General features: G+C 48.3%; 14 protein-coding genes. 12 read left to right on the top strand and 2 right to left on the bottom strand.

Annotation, left to right across the window (positions count from 1 at the left end):
- The first annotated feature begins 125 nt into the window (after positions 1 to 125).
- Together DN599_RS05055 and DN599_RS05050 are read left to right on the top strand one after the other, a co-directional pair.
- A complete protein-coding gene (locus DN599_RS05055; protein WP_110456519.1) occupies positions 126 to 1280 on the top strand; it encodes an efflux RND transporter periplasmic adaptor subunit in 1155 nt (384 codons plus the stop codon).
- Entirely contained in the window at positions 1280 to 4387 is a 3108-nt protein-coding gene (locus DN599_RS05050) for a multidrug efflux RND transporter permease subunit (RefSeq protein ID WP_110456518.1), read from the top strand. Before DN599_RS05055 ends, DN599_RS05050 begins: the two co-directional genes overlap by 1 nt.
- A gap of 160 nt (positions 4388 to 4547) precedes the next feature.
- Here DN599_RS05050 and DN599_RS05045 read toward each other — a convergent pair whose 3' ends face one another.
- Together DN599_RS05045 and ettA are read right to left on the bottom strand one after the other, a co-directional pair.
- Positions 4548 to 5603, bottom strand: coding sequence for a metallophosphoesterase (locus tag DN599_RS05045; protein WP_239473239.1), 1056 nt, complete (start codon positions 5601 to 5603; stop codon positions 4548 to 4550).
- Between the two features lie 444 nt (positions 5604 to 6047).
- Complete coding sequence (gene ettA, locus DN599_RS05040; protein ID WP_110456516.1) at positions 6048 to 7712, bottom strand: energy-dependent translational throttle protein EttA; 1665 nt, start codon at positions 7710 to 7712, stop codon at positions 6048 to 6050.
- A gap of 391 nt (positions 7713 to 8103) precedes the next feature.
- On the opposite strand from ettA, the gene glyA reads away from it, so the two are divergent.
- From glyA to DN599_RS04990, 10 genes are all read left to right on the top strand, one after another.
- Complete coding sequence (glyA, locus tag DN599_RS05035) at positions 8104 to 9360, top strand: serine hydroxymethyltransferase (RefSeq protein ID WP_110456515.1); 1257 nt, start codon at positions 8104 to 8106, stop codon at positions 9358 to 9360.
- A gap of 122 nt (positions 9361 to 9482) precedes the next feature.
- Positions 9483 to 9947: a transcriptional regulator NrdR gene (nrdR, locus tag DN599_RS05030; protein WP_110456799.1), complete on the top strand. Its 465-nt coding sequence runs from the start codon at positions 9483 to 9485 to the stop codon at positions 9945 to 9947.
- A 37-nt stretch (positions 9948 to 9984) separates the two neighbouring features.
- Positions 9985 to 11115 (top strand): bifunctional diaminohydroxyphosphoribosylaminopyrimidine deaminase/5-amino-6-(5-phosphoribosylamino)uracil reductase RibD, encoded by a 1131-nt coding sequence (gene ribD, locus DN599_RS05025; protein ID WP_110456514.1) that lies wholly within the window; start codon positions 9985 to 9987, stop codon positions 11113 to 11115.
- Positions 11116 to 11144: 29 nt separating this feature from the next.
- Positions 11145 to 11816 (top strand): riboflavin synthase, encoded by a 672-nt coding sequence (locus DN599_RS05020; protein WP_110456513.1) that lies wholly within the window; start codon positions 11145 to 11147, stop codon positions 11814 to 11816.
- A 67-nt stretch (positions 11817 to 11883) separates the two neighbouring features.
- On the top strand, positions 11884 to 12987 hold the full coding sequence (ribBA, locus tag DN599_RS05015) for a bifunctional 3,4-dihydroxy-2-butanone-4-phosphate synthase/GTP cyclohydrolase II (RefSeq protein WP_110456512.1): 1104 nt from the start codon (positions 11884 to 11886) through the stop codon (positions 12985 to 12987).
- Positions 12988 to 13111: 124 nt separating this feature from the next.
- Entirely contained in the window at positions 13112 to 13588 is a 477-nt protein-coding gene (gene ribH, locus DN599_RS05010) for a 6,7-dimethyl-8-ribityllumazine synthase (protein ID WP_110456511.1), read from the top strand.
- Positions 13589 to 13602: 14 nt separating this feature from the next.
- A complete protein-coding gene (nusB, locus tag DN599_RS05005; RefSeq protein ID WP_110456510.1) occupies positions 13603 to 14007 on the top strand; it encodes a transcription antitermination factor NusB in 405 nt (134 codons plus the stop codon).
- A gap of 387 nt (positions 14008 to 14394) precedes the next feature.
- Positions 14395 to 15357 (top strand): thiamine-phosphate kinase, encoded by a 963-nt coding sequence (gene thiL / locus DN599_RS05000; RefSeq protein WP_110456509.1) that lies wholly within the window; start codon positions 14395 to 14397, stop codon positions 15355 to 15357.
- On the top strand, positions 15354 to 15848 hold the full coding sequence (locus DN599_RS04995) for a phosphatidylglycerophosphatase A family protein (RefSeq protein WP_110456508.1): 495 nt from the start codon (positions 15354 to 15356) through the stop codon (positions 15846 to 15848). The genes thiL and DN599_RS04995 overlap by 4 nt, the downstream gene beginning before the upstream one ends.
- A gap of 461 nt (positions 15849 to 16309) precedes the next feature.
- Positions 16310 to 17467, top strand: a complete 1158-nt coding sequence (locus DN599_RS04990; protein ID WP_110456507.1) for a porin — start codon at positions 16310 to 16312, stop codon at positions 17465 to 17467.
- The last annotated feature ends 83 nt before the right edge of the window (positions 17468 to 17550 follow it).

Here is a 17550-nt window from a genome sequence, read left to right as displayed (position 1 = left end):
CTGCTGATGCTGCTTTTTTGGTGCTGATTTGCGTGCATTTACACTGATTTACCCTATAAACGATGATTTGCCTTTAAAATGACAGCCACTTTCTAATGGACTTTTTAATCGACGAATAATCAATAATGAAAAAACCGCGTTTAACTACCAGCACGATTATTATTTTAAGTTTATCAGCCGCTTTATTGATCCCATTTATACTCAGCCCAAGCCTAGACTCGCAAGCGACAGAGGGGAGTGAGCAAGTGGCTAAAAAAATGCGAGTCATTCCTGTGGTGACATCAGTCGTTGCCCAGCAGGAGTTGAGCCAGCATCTGTCACTAGTTGGCAAGCTTGAGGCTAATCGCTCGGTGCAGATAGCCGCCGAAGTAGCGGGAAAAATCACTCGTATTAATGTGGATGCTAACCAAGCAATAGTCGCGGGTCAGACCTTAGTGGTGCTCGAACACACCCGAGCTAAAGCCAATGTGGCTCAGGCGCAAGCCTATTGGCAAGATGAACAACGCAAGCTAACAGAGTTCCAAAAGCTTATTGGTAATAACGCTATCACTCAAACCGAAATCGATGCCCAAAAAGCCAGTGTCGATATCGCCTTGGCACGCTTGCAAGTGGCGCAAGCCGAGCTGGAGCTTCACCTGATCAGCGCACCTTTTTCGGGGACGGCCGGGCTGGTGGATTTTAGTGTTGGTAAGATGGTCAGTGTGGGGAGCGAGCTGCTCAGCTTAGATGATTTGGCTTCAATGCGACTGGATATTCAAGTCCCCGAACTCTATCTGTCACGTTTACAACTCGGCATGTCGGTCACCGCAACGAGTCGAGCTTGGCCAGATGAACGCTTTGTGGGCCACGTAGTGGCAATCGATCCGCGTATCAACCCAGAGACCCTAAACCTTAAGGTGCGAGTCAATTTCGATAACCCGCAGCAGAAGTTAAAACCGGGTATGTTGATGTCTGCCAATATTGGTTTCGCACCCATTAAACAGCCAATCGTGCCAGTGCAAGCACTAGAGTATTCAGGTACTAAGCGTTTTGTTTACATTATCGACAGTGACAATGTTGCGCGTCGAACACAAGTTACCTTAGGTGCACGTATTGACGATAAAGTGCTGATAAGTGAAGGCGTTAATAGCGGCGATAAGATAGTGGTGCAGGGGCTAGTCAATATGCGTGATGGCCTGAAAATTGAGGAGGTTGCCTCAGCCCATTTAAGCACTCAAGAGACCTTGGCCAGCGGTGATGATGTGGGGGTTACGCCTGCAACTCAAGGAGGGCGAGGCTAATGCTATTGTCTGATGTCTCGGTTAAACGCCCGGTGGTTGCCATCGTTTTGAGCCTGCTATTATGCGTGTTCGGTATGGTCTCTTTTTCTAAGTTGGCTGTGCGGGAGATGCCCGACGTTGAAAGCCCTGTGGTGACTGTGATGACCACCTATGAAGGTGCCTCTGCGACCATTATGGAAAGCCAGATAACCACAGTGCTCGAAGATGAACTTACTGGGATCAGTGGTATCGATGAGATCACCTCCACCACGCGTAATGGCATGTCCCGTATTACCGTGACCTTCGATCTTGATTGGGATCTGACCGAAGGGGTCAGTGATGTACGTGATGCGGTGGCCCGTGCTCAGCGCCGCCTGCCTGAAGAAGCAAATGACCCTATTGTATCTAAAGATAATGGCTCGGGTGAGCCTTCGGTTTACATTAATTTAAGCTCATCGACCATGGATCGTACTCAGCTGACCGATTACGCGCAGCGGGTGCTCGAAGACAGGTTTAGCCTGATCAGTGGCGTCAGCTCCATCACTCTTTCTGGTGGATTATACAAAGTAATGTATGTGCAGCTTAATCCTGAGCAGATGGCTGGGCGTAACGTCACCACCAGCGATATTATTACCGCGCTGCGTAATGAAAATATTGAAAGCCCTGGGGGCGAGGTGCGCAATGATGTCACCGTCATGACGGTTCGTACCGCTCGTCTGTATCATCAGCCAGAAGATTTTGACTACCTGTTAGTGCGTACGGCAAGCGATGGTACTCCAATTTACCTTAAAGATGTGGCTTCGGTGTTTATTGGCGCCGAAAATGAAAACTCCACCTTTAAGAGTGACGGCGTACCTAACCTTAGTTTAGGCATAGTGGCGCAGTCAGATGCCAACCCTCTCGATGTCGCTAAAAAAGTGCACCTTGAGGTCGATAAGCTGCAAAAGTTTTTACCTGAAGGGACCCAATTGGTGGTCGATTATGACTCGACCATCTTTATCGATCGCTCCATCAACGAGGTATATAACACCTTGTACATTACGGGGGCGCTGGTGATACTGGTGCTGTATATCTTTATCGGTCAGGCTCGGGCCACACTCATTCCTGCCGTCACCGTGCCAGTTTCCCTTATCTCCTCCTTTATTGCGGCGCACTATTTCGGCTTTTCAATTAACTTATTGACTTTGATGGCACTTATTCTCTCTATTGGCTTAGTGGTGGATGATGCCATCGTAGTGGTGGAAAATATCTTCCATCATATCGAAAAAGGCGAACCGCCACTGCTGGCCGCTTACAAAGGTGCCCAAGAAGTGGGCTTTGCTGTGGTGGCGACAACGGCGGTATTAGTCATGGTGTTTTTGCCGATCTCTTTTATGGATGGCATGGTCGGGCGCTTATTTACCGAGTTTTCTGTCATGTTGGCCATGTCGGTGATCTTCTCGTCTATCGTGGCACTCACATTAACCCCAGTGCTTGGCAGTAAAATGCTCAAGGCCAATGTTAAACCTAATGCTTTTAACCGTTTGATGGACAGGATCTTTAGCCGATTAGAGTTGCATTATCGCCGCGGTGTGGCGCAAGCCGTCCAATGGCGTGCTGGGGCTCCGCTGGTGATCTTAGCGTGTATTATCGGCAGTGGTCTCTTGCTGCAGCAGGTACCTGCACAATTGGCACCGCAAGAAGATCGCGGCGTTATTTTTGCTTTTATTAAAGGGGCTGAAGGCACCAGTTATAACCGCATGACTGCCAATGTCGATATTGTCGAACAACGTTTAATGCCGCTGTTAGGCGAGGGGATAGTTAAGTCATTTAGTATCCAAGCCCCCGCCTTTGGTGGCCGTGCCGGCGATAACACAGGCTTTGTGATCATACAGTTGGAAGACTGGCAAGATCGCAGCGTTAATGCGCAGCAAGCATTGGCTGTGGTCGCTAAAGCATTAAAAGGGATCCCCGATGTGATGGTGTACCCGCTCTTGCCCGGGTTTCGAGGGCAATCCAGTGAGCCCGTACAATTTGTGCTTGGCGGTGCCGATTATGATGAGTTGTTTAAGTGGGCCAGTATTATGCAACAGGAGGCTCAATTGTCTCCAATGCTCGAAGGTGTTGACTTAGATTATGCGCAAACAACGCCAGAGTTGTTGGTGACTGTTGATAAAGTGCGCGCCGCACAATTGGGCGTCAGCGTCGCCGAAGTGTCGCAAACCTTAGAGGTGATGTTAGGTGGGCGCAGCGAAACTACTTTTATCGATCGCGGTGAAGAATATGATGTCTATCTGCGAGGAGATGAAGACAGCTTTAACAGCATGGCGGATTTAAGCCAAATCTATATGCGCACTGCGACAGGGGAGTTGATCTCGCTGGATGCGATAACGCTTATTGACGAGGTGGCTTCGGCTCATAAACTGAGCCATAACAATAAGCTGAAGTCCATAACCCTAAAAGCCAGTTTAGCTGAGGGCCATACCTTAGGTGAGGCGTTAGACTTTCTCGATGCCAAGGCGATTGAACATTTACCCAGTGACATTTCGGTGAGTTATACTGGCGAGTCGAAAGATTTTAAAGAGAATCAAAGCAGTGTGATGGTGGTGTTCGCATTAGCCTTGCTGGTGGCTTATTTAGTATTGGCGGCGCAATTTGAGAGCTTTATCAATCCACTGGTGGTGATGTTTACTGTGCCTATGGGGGTGTTTGGTGGTTTCCTCGGGTTATACCTTACGGGCCAAGGACTGAATATTTATAGCCAAATTGGCATGATCATGTTGATCGGTATGGTGACCAAAAACGGTATCTTGATCGTAGAGTTTGCCAACCAACTTCGGGATCGTGGTAGCGATATTGAGCAGGCGATTATCGATGCTTCAGCCCGGCGCTTACGGCCGATCTTAATGACCGCATTTACCACCTTAATTGGTGCTGTTCCTTTAATTATGTCAACTGGTGCTGGGGCGGAGAGCCGCATTGCGGTGGGGACTGTGGTGTTTTTCGGTATGGCTTTCGCCACCTTTATCACCCTGTTGGTGATCCCTGCGATGTACCGCTTAATATCGGGTCACACGACTTCACCAGGTTTTGTCGAGGCGCAGTTACAGCAGGCTATCGAGGCTCAGCAACAAGGGACTAAAGCTTGAGGTTAGGGGAAGGTTTTTCAGTCTAGTTTGGCCAGCCATACCGCCGTCATTGACAGCGGTATGGCGTATGTATCTGTAATGCCTAACGACAGATACACCACTCTTTTATCATACCAACTAACCGTTTTACTCACTGCGGCTCGCTAGAAGTAAGGCACAGTTACAATATTGAGCGCGCGCCATCATAGTGGCCACGGATTAATTGATTATCCTCGATAATCAGCAGTTCACCCGACTCACCTAGCTTGATGCTACTATCGACCGCGATCACTTGGTTATCAAACAGGCCTAACACTTGTGATTGTGAGGTATGGCCCACCACAATCCGCTTTACGTTAAAGTAGGCCAAGATGTTGTCTAGTTCCTGTTGAGTGAAGTTAGCTTTAAAGTAGCCACGGTACCAAGTGGGACCATTGCCGAAAAATAAAAAGTTAAGTAAATCATCTTGCTTCAGTTCGGGCTTAGACTTATCGATATGTTGTCGATACAAGGCATTGGCACGGCTTAAGGTTAATTTACGATCGATCCACTCTTGGCTTATGCCACCGTGTAAAAATAGCGTGTCATTAATTTTGACTATGGTGTGCTTACTCCTAAGCCATTGGCCCAGTACTGTGTCATTAGCATAGAGTGCATCATAACTGCGTCCCAGTTGTTCGCCGGCGGTTTGATAGCGCGGATGCACATAGCGGAGGTCGCCGCGCATCACCATCTGTTCGTGATTGCCCATTAACAGATGCAGTTGGCCACCGGCGGCTTGGGCTTGCTGGTCGAGTTGATACATAAACCACAAGACTTCATTGACCTGATGGCCACGGTCAAACATATCGCCGGTCATCACCAAGTGCGCATCTCCTGCGGCCCAGTGTAGTTGACTATCGATAACCTTATGACGACGCAGCAAGTTAATCAGTACATCGTATTGACCGTGAACATCGCTCAGGGCAATCACTTTGTTTACCCCTTCATAAGTATCGGGTAACAGCGCTGTCGCATGGGAATTTAATGTGGGCTCAGGCAATTGGGCGCAATCACTGGGGCGGCTTAGCTTAGCTTGCTTAATCGGGGTTTGAGCTAATTGATTGTGGCAGATCCAGTACGCCGTTTGCGGCTGGGCAGCCCCTGGTTCGATAAACACATAGGGGCCATCATAGATAGGCGTATTGTCTTGGGGCGCCAGTGGAGTGGCAAGCGAACTGTGGCTGAGTAATAACAGCCAAAACAAATGGATAGATTGCAGGGGCTTCAAAGGTCTCTCTCTTTTATTCTGTCGGCGCTCGCGGGGGTTTGGACGTATTGAGCGCGCGAATTCTCGGTTTGTGGCTGTGAGTTGTTGCCAGAGATGTTAGCACTATTTTGCATTGCTGTGTGTGTATTTGTTGGGGTAGCTCTGGGCAATAGGAGCTGTAGGATAGCCAGAGATCTGATGAAACTCACCTCGTTTAAGTCTGTTCATCCCTGCCTTAAACATAAGCCTTAAACTTCTGCGTTATAATGTCAGTCTCAAACACACGTCATTTAAAATAAGCTCCTTAAATATGCCTAAGTTGATGCTAATAGAAAACGGAGACCCTAGGGTCTCCGTTTGGTGGCTTTAAGCCGTTATCCTATTTACCTGAGCTCGCTAGCATGGGGCTGGCGATTTCGAACGTAAATGAGATCAGCTGATGCGCTTGTATTTTAGGCGATGAGGCTCGATGGCCTCAGTGCCTAAGGTCTCTTTTAACCACGTGGTGTACTCGGTGTAGTTACCTTCGTAGAAGTTGACTTGACCTTCGTCGCGATAATCTAAAATATGGGTAGCGATTCTGTCGAGGAACCAACGGTCATGGGAGATAACCATGGCGCAACCAGGGAATTCAAGCAGGGCTTCTTCCAAGGCGCGTAAGGTTTCTACGTCTAAATCGTTGGTGGGTTCATCGAGTAATAGTACGTTACCGCCCGCTTGCAACAGTTTGGCTAAATGAACTCGGTTACGCTCACCACCCGAGAGCGTGCCGATAATTTTTTGCTGATCGCCACCACGGAAGTTAAAGCGACCCACATAGGCGCGACTTGGGATTTCGGTGTTGTTGATCCGCATGATATCTTGGCCGCCGGAGATCTCTTGCCAAACGGTATTTTTATCATTCATCGAATCACGGAACTGATCCACCGAGGCAATCTTCACCGACTCACCAATTTCGATGCTGCCACTATCAGGCTGCTCGGCGCCGGTAAGCATCTTAAACAGGGTCGATTTACCCGCGCCGTTGGCACCGATAATGCCCACGATAGCGCCTTTGGGCACAGAGAAGCTTAAATTGTCGATAAGGACGCGATCGCCATAAGACTTGGTCAGGTTGTTGACTTCAATCACCTTGTCACCCAAGCGAGGCCCAGGTGGAATAAAGAGTTCGTTCGTCTCATTTCGCTTTTGGTAATCGTTAGTATTAAGCTCTTCAAAACGCGCCATACGGGCCTTGCCCTTAGATTGCCGGCCTTTAGCCCCTTGGCGAACCCATTCAAGTTCTTTGGCAATGGTTTTTTGGCGGGCGTTTTCGGTGGCCGACTCTTGTTTAAGGCGGGCATCTTTTTGCTCAAGCCAAGAAGAGTAGTTGCCTTCCCAAGGGATCCCTTCGCCACGGTCAAGTTCTAAAATCCAACCTGCGGCGTTGTCGAGGAAGTATCTATCGTGGGTAATAGCCACAACGGTGCCGGTGTAATCTTGTAAGAAGCGCTCTAGCCAAGCGACCGACTCGGCATCCAAATGGTTGGTCGGCTCATCGAGTAGCAGCATATCGGGTTTTTCGAGCAGTAAACGACACAAGGCCACACGGCGACGCTCACCCCCCGATAAGACTTCAATTTTAGTGTCCCAATCAGGTAGACGCAGCGCATCTGCGGCGCGCTCTAAGATGTTGTCGAGGTTGTGGGCATCTTGCGCTTGAATAATGGCTTCGAGGCGGCCTTGTTCTTTGGCTAACGCATCAAAGTCGGCATCGGGCTCGGCGTACAACGCATAGACTTCATCTAAGCGGGTAAGAGCATTTTTCGCCTCGCTGACCGCTTCTTCAATCGCTTCACGTACGGTTTGCTGTTCATCCAGCTTAGGCTCTTGGGGCAGGTAACCGATTTTAAGGTCCTGCATGGGGCGGGCTTCACCCTCAATGTCGGTATCTAGGCCGGCCATAATGCGCAGTAGGGTCGATTTACCCGAGCCGTTAAGACCCAATACACCAATCTTGGCGCCAGGAAAAAAGCTTAAGGAAATATCTTTTAGGATCTGCTTTTTAGGTGGGACAATTTTGCCCACTCGTAGCATGCTATAAACAAATTGTGCCATAACAAATTTACTCTCCGACAAAACAATGGCGCCAATTCTACTGCAATCGAGTATGAACTTAAATCGTATTTTAGAAGATGGGCGCCGGCGGCGTGTGCATCAATTGCTTTTGGGCTGATTTTTCGGTTTATGCCACCCAAGGTTTATCCTAAAACGAAAACAGTGTTTTTTCTCAAGACTCTGTAAATAAGCACTTTTATGCTTTTAAAAAGAATCCGCTTGCCAAACAACGACTCACTTACGGCATTGGGACGACTGGGGGGCTTGGATGAATATTTCTAAGGCTTAATTACGGCTAATTTCATGTTGCTAATGCTGGGATTGTGATCAATTGCACTGTAGAATACCGCGCAACCCTACTTAAATAAGACTTTAACAGCTGGAGTGACCAATGCTGAAAAAAGAGATGAATATTGCGGACTTCGATCCACAACTGTTTCAAGCGATCCAAGATGAAACTCGTCGTCAAGAGGAGCACATCGAGCTAATCGCCTCTGAAAACTACACCAGCCCTCGTGTTCTAGAAGCGCAAGGTTCTCAGCTGACTAACAAGTATGCCGAAGGCTACCCAGGTAAGCGTTACTATGGTGGTTGTGAGTATGTGGATATCGCCGAAGACTTGGCAATTTCTCGCGCCAAAGAGCTATTTGGCGCCACTTACGCCAATGTTCAGCCTCACTCTGGCTCACAAGCTAACTCAGCGGTATTTATGGCACTACTTCAAGGCGGCGATACTGTTTTGGGCATGAGCCTTGCCCATGGTGGTCACTTGACCCATGGCTCTCACGTGAGCTTCTCGGGTAAATTATACAATGCCGTGCAGTACGGTATCGACGAAACCACAGGCAAGATTGATTACGCCGAAGTTGAGCGCCTTGCCGTTGAGCATCAACCTAAGATGATCATCGCCGGTTTCAGTGCTTACTCTGGCATTATCGATTGGGGCAAGTTCCGCGAAATCGCAAACAAAGTTGGTGCTTACCTGTTTGTCGATATGGCGCACGTTGCAGGTCTAGTGGCTGCGGGTATCTATCCTAATCCACTGCCACATGCACACGTGGTGACCACCACAACCCATAAGACTCTGGCTGGCCCACGTGGCGGCTTGATCTTGTCGGCTTGTGATGATGAAGATATTTACAAGAAGCTAAACTCTGCGGTATTCCCTGGTGGCCAAGGTGGCCCATTGATGCACGTTATCGCGGCTAAAGCGGTGGCGTTCAAAGAAGCATTAGAGCCTGAGTTTAAAACGTACCAAGAGCAAGTGGTTGTTAACGCGAAAGCGATGGCAAACACCTTTATTCAGCGCGGTTATGATGTAGTGTCTGGCGGTACCGATAACCACCTATTCCTACTTGATTTGATTGCTAAAGATATCACAGGTAAAGACGCTGATGCTGCACTTGGTCGTGCCAACATCACAGTGAACAAAAACTCAGTGCCTAACGATCCTCGCTCACCTTTTGTGACCTCGGGTCTGCGTATTGGCTCGCCAGCGATCACTCGTCGTGGCTTCAAAGAAGCGCAAGCGGTTGAGTTAACGAACTGGATGTGTGATGTGCTCGATGACATCAACAACGAAGCTACTATCGAGCAGGTGAAAAACCAGGTACTTGATTTGTGCGCTAAGTTCCCCGTTTACGGTTAACCTTAAGGGTTAAATCAGGTAAACTTCGATGGCCGCTATTATAGCGGCCATTTTTGTATCTCTCAGTTGGCTTTTTATGTATGCCAACCGATCTGTTTAAGTGCTTTTATGCTGGAGGCTCAATGTATTGTCCGTTTTGCAGCGCAACCGATACTAAGGTGATCGATTCTCGCTTGGTTGCCGATGGCCACCAGGTTCGCCGTCGCCGTGAATGCCTTGAGTGCCATGAAAGATTCACCACTTTTGAAGGCGCCGAGTTAGTCATGCCACGAGTGGTTAAGCAAGACGGTAGTCGCCAGCCATTCGATGAAGAAAAGCTGCGCGGCGGCATGTTACGCGCAGTCGAGAAACGTCCGGTATCTATGGATGAAATTGAGCAGGCACTAAGCAAGATTAAGTCGACACTGCGCGCCACTGGCGAGCGTGAAGTCACCTCTGAGATGATAGGTAACTTGATGATGGACCACTTGGTCAACCTCGACAAAGTCGCCTATATCCGTTTCGCTTCTGTGTATCGCGCCTTTGAAGATGTGTCCGAGTTTGGTGACGCCATTGCGAAACTGCAGAGTCCTAAGTCGCCCAAATAAACCGATTATTAATCATTAGATTGCATGGATATGGCACATGGTGTGGTCAAAATTCGATATTGAAATGATGGCAAAAGCCATTAAGTTAGCGCGTCAAGGGCGCTATACCACTCGACCCAACCCTAGCGTGGGCTGTGTTATCAGCTTGGCAGGCAAGGTAGTCGGCCAAGGTTATCATATTGCCGCGGGCGGCCCCCATGCCGAAGTGCATGCACTGCGTATGGCTGGCGAGCAAGCCCAAGGAGCAACCGCCTATGTTACTCTAGAGCCGTGTAGCCACTATGGTCGTACCCCGCCGTGTGCACAGGCATTAATCGATGCGCAAGTGGCGCGAGTAGTGGTGGCGGTAACCGATCCTAATCCGCAGGTGTCTGGCCGGGGGATTAAGATGCTGCAGCAAGCAGGCATAGAGGTCGATATCGATCTGCTGCGTGATGAGGCGGCCGCGCTGAATCAAGGCTTTATGAAGCGTATGGCGACTGGATTACCTTGGGTGAGCATCAAGTTGGCCGCCAGTTTAGACGGTAAAACGGCGTTGTCCAATGGCACATCGAAGTGGATAACCGGTGCCAATGCCCGCCGCGATGTGCAGCGAATGCGTGCGCGTCATTGTGCGGTGCTAACTGGCATCGATAGCGTATTGCAAGATGATCCCAGCATGAATGTGCGCCATCAAGAGCTCGGTAGCCTAGCCGATTCACTGCCTGCTGAGCTGTTAAAGCAGCCATTGCGGGTGGTGCTCGATAGTCAGGCTCGGCTAGGGAGCCAAGCAACATTACTGGCCATTCCATCACCTATCTTATTGGTGTCTTGCAGGCCTTATAGCCCGTCGGTACAGGCCTCATGGCCACCACATGTGAGCCATTTACAGCTTGACGCCCAAGAAGGGCGCGTGCCGCTCGCAGCATTGCTGGCGCATTTAGGCCAAACGTGCAATAGCGTGATGGTCGAAGCTGGTGCCACCTTAGCGGGAGCTTTTATGGCACAGCAACTGGCCGATGAGTTGGTCTTATACCAAGCGCCTAAATTGCTTGGCGGCCACGGGCGTAATTTACTCCTGTTGCCCGACTATACTCAGATGGCGCAACTGCCTAAGTTAGTGTTAACTGATGAGCGCAAGGTCGGTGTCGATACGCGTTTTACATTTAATTTAAGTGCACATTCCTAATCAAGTGCAGAACAACCAAGTAGGTAAAGATGTTTACTGGGATCATTGAGTCAGTAGGAAATCTAAGGAAAATTGAGCGCCGTGGTGACGATATTCGTCTCACCGTGGCCAGTGGTAAGTTGGACTTAAGCGATGTCAAACTTGGTGATAGCATTGCCACCAATGGCGTGTGTCTCACCGTGGTGGAATGCTTAAGCGACGGTTATGTTGCCGATATCTCAGCCGAGACAGTGTCGCTAACCGGTTTTGCCCATTATCAAGTGGGGCAAGCGGTCAATTTAGAAAAAGCCGTTACACCGACCACACGTTTAGGCGGTCATATGGTGAGTGGTCATGTGGATGGGGTCGCTTACGTCGACGACAGGCAATACCGTGGTAAGGCGATCGAATTTTGGTTAACGCCACCTCAAGGCTTAGCGCGTTATATCGCCCATAAAGGCTCCATTACTATCGACGGCGTTAGCCTGACGGTGAATGAGGTGCAAGGCGAACGTTTTCGATTAACCATAGTGCCGCATACCGCGGGTGAAACCACCCTTATCAACTTAAAAACTGGCGATAGCGTCAATATCGAGGTGGATCTGATTGCACGTCATTTAGAGCGTTTAATGATGTATTCGGGGCATAATGCAGATGAAACTGTTAGCAAAGCCCCAGAAGTGACGATGGATCTGTTAGCTCGCTCAGGCTTTTTAAGATAGAGGCTGGTAATGCCCGCCAATAGCAGATTAAATATTTATTACTAGAAGAACATTTCAAGGTCTAACAATGGCACTACATAGCATAGAAGCGATTATCGAAGATATTCGTTTAGGCAAAATGGTTATCTTGATGGATGACGAAGATAGAGAAAACGAAGGCGATCTTATCATGGCGGCAGATCTTGTCACCCCTGAGGCGATCAACTTTATGGCCACTTTCGGACGCGGCTTAATTTGCCAAACCATGACGAAAGCACGCTGTCAGCAGCTGAATTTACCCTTGATGGTCGCCAACAATAACGCGCAATTTTCGACTAACTTTACCGTGTCGATTGAAGCTGCTGAAGGGGTGACAACCGGTATTTCTGCTCAAGATAGAGCCGTGACCGTTAAAGCGGCTGTGGCGAAAGATGCTAAGCCGACCGATATTGTGCAGCCAGGGCATATTTTCCCGCTGATGGCCCAAGAAGGTGGCGTTTTAGTGCGCGCAGGTCACACCGAAGCGGGCTGTGATATTGCCCGTCTTGCAGGTTTAGAGCCTTCAGCTGTTATCGTTGAAATTCTTAATGACGATGGCACCATGGCGCGTCGTCCCGATCTTGAGGTTTTTGCCGAAAAGCATGGCCTAAAAATAGGAACCATTGCCGATTTAATCGAATATCGCAATACCAAAGAGACCACAGTGGTGCGCGAGGCTAAGTGCAAATTGCCAACCCGTTTTGGTGAGTTTGAGATGATCACCTACCGTGACACCATAGACAATCAACTTAACTATGCCCTTATTAAAGGTGACGTTAAGCCAAACAGCTTAGTGCGGGTACACCTGCAAAATACCTTTAATGACTTACTTCACTCTGAGCGCGACGAAAAACGCAGCTGGCCACTCGAAAAAGCCATGGCGCGTATTGCCGATGAAGACGGCGTATTAGTCTTACTGGGTCATCAAGAGCACAGCAGTGAAATTTTGGCCAAGGTCAAAGCATTTGAGGCTCAAGATAAAGGCGAAGCCGCAGCCCCAGCACAATGGCAAGGCACCTCACGCCAAGTGGGCATTGGCTCGCAAATATTGGCCGATGTGGGCGTCACCACAATGCGCCTGCTGAGTTCGCCAAAGCGTTACCATTCGCTGTCGGGCTTTGGGTTAGAAGTCACTGAATATATTGCTGATTAATACTCATGTGAGTAAATTAACTCATTTGGTTTAAATTGCATGGGGATCAACGTCGTGTGCTGTGGTATTATACGGCCTCTTTTTTCCCGTGCCGGGTTTGTTAAAGCTAATTTAGGTAAGATAAATGAACGTAGTTCAAGGTAATATCGAATCGAAAAATGCCAAAGTTGCCATCGTGATCTCACGCTTCAACAGCTTTGTTGTTGAGAGTTTGCTTAATGGCGCGTTAGATACGCTAAAGCGCTTTGGTCAAGTTGCAGATGACAATATCACGATTGTACGTGTGCCTGGCGCTGTAGAGTTGCCTCTTGCGGCTCGTCGTGTGGCGGCAAGCGGTAAATTTGACGGTATCATTGCGCTAGGCGCCGTGATCCGTGGTGGTACTCCCCATTTTGATTTTGTTGCAGGCGAATGTAACAAAGGTTTGGCTCAGGTAGCGCTTGAGTTTGATCTTCCTGTTTCATTTGGTGTGTTGACCACAGATACCATTGAGCAAGCCATTGAGCGCTCAGGTACTAAAGCGGGTAATAAGGGCGGCGAAGCGGCTCTTAGTTTGCTTGAAATGGTCAATGTTCTGCAAGAACTAGAACAGCAGTTGTAAGATTAGGAACAAGAATGAAACCTTCAGAGCGCCGTAAAGCCCGCCGTCTAGCGTTACAAGCTATCTACTCATGGCAGCTAAGCGGAAATAATATTGCCGATGTGGAGCATGAATTTCTCACTGAGCAAAAAATCGATGGTGTCGATGTTAGCTATTTTCGTGAATTGCTATCGGGAACCACCATCAAGTGCGCCCAGTTAGATGAGTTAATTACCCCTCATATTGAGCGTCCGTTCGATGAGGTTTCACCTATCGAAAAAGCAGTATTACGTCTTGCGACGTATGAGCTGACTTTCCGCAAGGACGTGCCTTTCAAGGTTGCGATTAACGAAGCGATTGAGCTAGCTAAGGCCTTTGGTGCCGAAGATGGCCATAAGTTTGTTAATGGCATTCTCGATAAGATAGTCGGTAGAAAGTGATAGTCGAAACGGTGTCCTAGGATGCCGTTTTTTTTGTTATCATCGCTAGGTTCTGTTGATTTTTCACGCTTGTTTCTGCGCCTTGATGAGTGATGTTGGCAAGGTGTGGCTATGACTCGAGTCATGCTTTGCCAGTGGTTTAAACAGCACCATACTCGCTAAGCCCTGTTGCCATAGTGATTTGTTTCAATGCAGCACGCCCTGATGAGCCTTTGGTTTAGCTTTTAAGCCTTATGGCTCAAGCTTTATGATTTAGACTTTATGATTTTAAGTCTTGCTCTTAATGCATTGAGTTTGAACCATCACTAAGCTTGAAAAACAATATTCCCTAGGTGTCGCCTGCATGGATGTGGGGTATGACATTAACTTTATAATGGTTGTCAAACTGTGAAAGAGTTTAACGTAATTGAGCGTTTTTTTGCTGAGCGCGGTCAAGCTCGCCGCGACGTAGCATTAAGTGTTGGCGATGACTGTGCCTTGGTTAATCCCGCTGAACATAAATCTATCGCTATCTCATGCGATACCCTCGTTGAAAATGTCCACTTCTTGGCCGACATGCCCGCTAAGGCATTAGGTTATAAATCGGTGGCCGTTAATCTATCTGATTTAGCCGCCATGGGCGCTGAGCCTGCATGGATGACCTTGGCCATTACCCTGCCTAACATAGATGAAGCATGGCTCGATGCGTTTAGCCAAGGCTTAAATGATGCTGCCGAGTATTATGGCGTTGCTCTGGTGGGGGGCGACACCACGCGTGGACCGAAATCCATCACCATCACCATCAATGGCCAAGTCCCTAAAGGCAAAGCGTTAACCCGCAGTGGGGCGAACAATGGCGATTGGATCTATGTGACAGGCACCTTAGGTGATTCAGCGTTAGGCTTAGCCATTTTACGGGGCGAGCAAACGCTGAGTGGCGATGCCGCGCAGTATTTAATTCAACGGCATTACTATCCAACGCCAAGAGTTTTGGCGGGGCAATCGCTGCGGAATCTCGCCTCGAGCGCCATCGATCTATCCGATGGTTTGGTGTCCGATATTGGCCACATCCTCAAACACTCTAACGTGGGTGCGATTGTCGATGTCGATCAGCTACCGCTGTCGGCAGCCATGAGGGAGTCGGTTGAGTATGAGCAAGCGCTTAGCTATGCCTTGACGGGCGGGGAAGATTATGAATTACTCTTTACCGTGCCGGAATCACAGCGCGGCGCCCTAGAAACATCACTGGCTCATGCTGGGGTCTCTTTTGCTAAAATCGGCCAGATCTCCACAGGCAACAAACTGCGTTTGATGAAAGAGGGCGCCACATTTAAGCCAATCAATTTTAGTTTTGAGCATTTTACATCATGAAGTTACGCTCGACCGATCCACTGCTGCGCAGACTCTCTCTTACTAATCCTATCCACTTTTTAGCGTTGGGCTTTGGCTCGGGTCTACTGGCTAAAGCCCCGGGAACCTATGGTAGTTTGGCGGCCATTCCGCTCTACCTACTGATGAGCTACCTTTCGCTATCTTGGTATCTTGGTGTGACGCTGTTATTGATGCTGGTGGGGTTTTATATTTGTGATAAAGCCTCTAAAGATATGCGTGTACATGATCACGGCGCCATCGTGTGGGATGAAATTGTCGGTATGTTAATCACCCTAGCTGCTGCGCCCGCAGGCTGGGAATGGTTGCTGCTGGGATTTGTGCTGTTTCGCTTTTTCGACATCCTTAAGCCATGGCCGATCAAATGGCTCGATGCCAAGGTGCATGGTGGTTTTGGCATCATGATCGATGATGTCTTAGCGGGCGTCTTTGCGTTTTTGTGCCTGCAAGGGGTGGTATACTTTGCCGGTTAGGGGGCGCCTTTAAACTCATCTGCAGGCACTTTGGCATTAGTTTGAGTCGCCTGCCTAACTCGTACCTTATCCTACTGTGATGTTATACCCCCCACTTGAGTGTTATCTCCCTGTTGCTTTAAGTGATAATAATCGCTCGTTTAATGGCCTTAATGATGCGTGTGTCAAGCTAATTTTTGCACCTATTACAGGCCTTTTCGAGAGCATCGTAAGGTTATGAAGTGGAATTAACTCCTTAAATTGGCAAGAATTTCCTTATATATTAATGAACATCATTAACGATATTTCACCTTTAGCACGATATTTCAAGACGTTCTTTAACGATATTTCGTAATTAGTCGATCTTGCTTCAACTTATGCGCCTTTATCCCCCCATTTCCCGCTTTGGCACGTTAGCTGCTGTTAAGTGTTATTGGAATTAGCCAATACGCTATAACACAAGAATAAATTGGGGAAATGATATGAACAAGAAACTGTTAGCGCTTTTAATACCCTCCATATTAATGATGGGATCGGCGCAGGCCGTTGAGATATACAATGATCAAACTAACAGCGTTAATATGATGGGCTGGCTTGGTTTTGCGGCCATCAATGATACAAATGATACTGCTGTGGTTGATAATTTTTCTCGTGTTGGCTTTCGATTCGATCGCACAGAAAAAAATGGTTGGCGCAGTTTCGCTCACACTGAGTGGGGGATTAACATGGTCACAAGTGATGATGCCCTCAATTATACTGGTGGCCAGTTAGGCGCCTCGAAAGATTCAGATTTCTTATTTAACCGTTTAGGTTATGTCGGTCTTAGACATGATAAGTGGGGAAGTTTAACCTTTGGTAAACAGTGGGGCGCCTACTATGATGTGGCTTATACTACGGATGTGCTCAACGTCTATACAGGTTATTCCGTCGGTGCTTACACCTTTGGTGATGGTGGGTTAACGGGCGCTGGCCGTGCCGACTCGGCATTCGTTTACCGTAATTCGTTTGGTAACTTAAGCGTTGCACTACAGTATGCGGCTAAACAAAATGGCGATGTATCGCTATTTGACCGAGACGGTATGGCGATAAATGATGGCTCACACATCAATTTCGACACGAGTTATGGTGCGAGTGTGACCTATCACTTCAGTGATAAATTCAAAGTCTTAGCCGGTATCAATCGCGGTGAATTTGAAGGTGAGTTAGCCGGTGAGACTGTTGATGACACTAATGAGATCGTGGGTGTGGGTGCGCAGTATGGCTCATTTTATCAATATGCACCTAATCGTGAGGCTGACGGGTTATACCTAGGTTTCAATGCGCATAAGAGCAAGCAAAATGAGTTGGTCGCAGGCGAATTATATGACTCAACCGGTGGCGAGTTCTTAGTTGCTTATCAGTATGAAAACGGCTTTGTACCTAGCTTTTTGTTGTCTTATCAAGATTTAGATACCGATGCCTCAACCACTATCCAAGGTGACTGGACCCGTCAATTTGCTGTAGTTGGTCTACATTATCGTTATAGCAACGACACTATTATGTTTGCCGAAGCCAAACTCGACTTCAGCGATATGGACGATGAGAGTTTTGAAAAACTACAAGATAACAGCTACTCGGTTGGTATTCGTTATTTTTTCTAGCCTAGCTCATTACTAAAAAAGCCGAGGTGGCCGAATAACTACAGTATTCATCGACCTTGTGCTCACTTTTCCATAAGCCTAAA

It is taken from the genome of Shewanella algidipiscicola (assembly GCF_900380485.1).
GTDB classification, from domain to species: domain Bacteria; phylum Pseudomonadota; class Gammaproteobacteria; order Enterobacterales; family Shewanellaceae; genus Shewanella; species Shewanella algidipiscicola.
The sequence above is the reverse complement of the archived record's forward strand: the minus strand, read 5'-3'. Positions and strand labels throughout refer to the sequence as shown.

Excerpts from the sequence above, each read along its gene's own strand:
- nusB (WP_110456510.1), top strand. The coding sequence starts at position 13,603 with ATGAAACCTTCAGAGCGCCGTAAAGCCCGCCGTCTAGCGTTACAAGCT.
- DN599_RS05055 (WP_110456519.1), top strand. The coding sequence starts at position 126 with ATGAAAAAACCGCGTTTAACTACCAGCACGATTATTATTTTAAGTTTA.
- glyA (WP_110456515.1), top strand. The coding sequence starts at position 8,104 with ATGCTGAAAAAAGAGATGAATATTGCGGACTTCGATCCACAACTGTTT.
- ribH (WP_110456511.1), top strand. The coding sequence starts at position 13,112 with ATGAACGTAGTTCAAGGTAATATCGAATCGAAAAATGCCAAAGTTGCC.
- ribD (WP_110456514.1), top strand. The coding sequence starts at position 9,985 with ATGGTGTGGTCAAAATTCGATATTGAAATGATGGCAAAAGCCATTAAG.
- ribBA (WP_110456512.1), top strand. The coding sequence starts at position 11,884 with ATGGCACTACATAGCATAGAAGCGATTATCGAAGATATTCGTTTAGGC.
- DN599_RS05020 (WP_110456513.1), top strand. The coding sequence starts at position 11,145 with ATGTTTACTGGGATCATTGAGTCAGTAGGAAATCTAAGGAAAATTGAG.
- ettA (WP_110456516.1), bottom strand. The coding sequence starts at position 7,712 with ATGGCACAATTTGTTTATAGCATGCTACGAGTGGGCAAAATTGTCCCA.
- DN599_RS04995 (WP_110456508.1), top strand. The coding sequence starts at position 15,354 with ATGAAGTTACGCTCGACCGATCCACTGCTGCGCAGACTCTCTCTTACT.
- DN599_RS05050 (WP_110456518.1), top strand. The coding sequence starts at position 1,280 with ATGCTATTGTCTGATGTCTCGGTTAAACGCCCGGTGGTTGCCATCGTT.
- nrdR (WP_110456799.1), top strand. The coding sequence starts at position 9,483 with ATGTATTGTCCGTTTTGCAGCGCAACCGATACTAAGGTGATCGATTCT.
- DN599_RS04990 (WP_110456507.1), top strand. The coding sequence starts at position 16,310 with ATGAACAAGAAACTGTTAGCGCTTTTAATACCCTCCATATTAATGATG.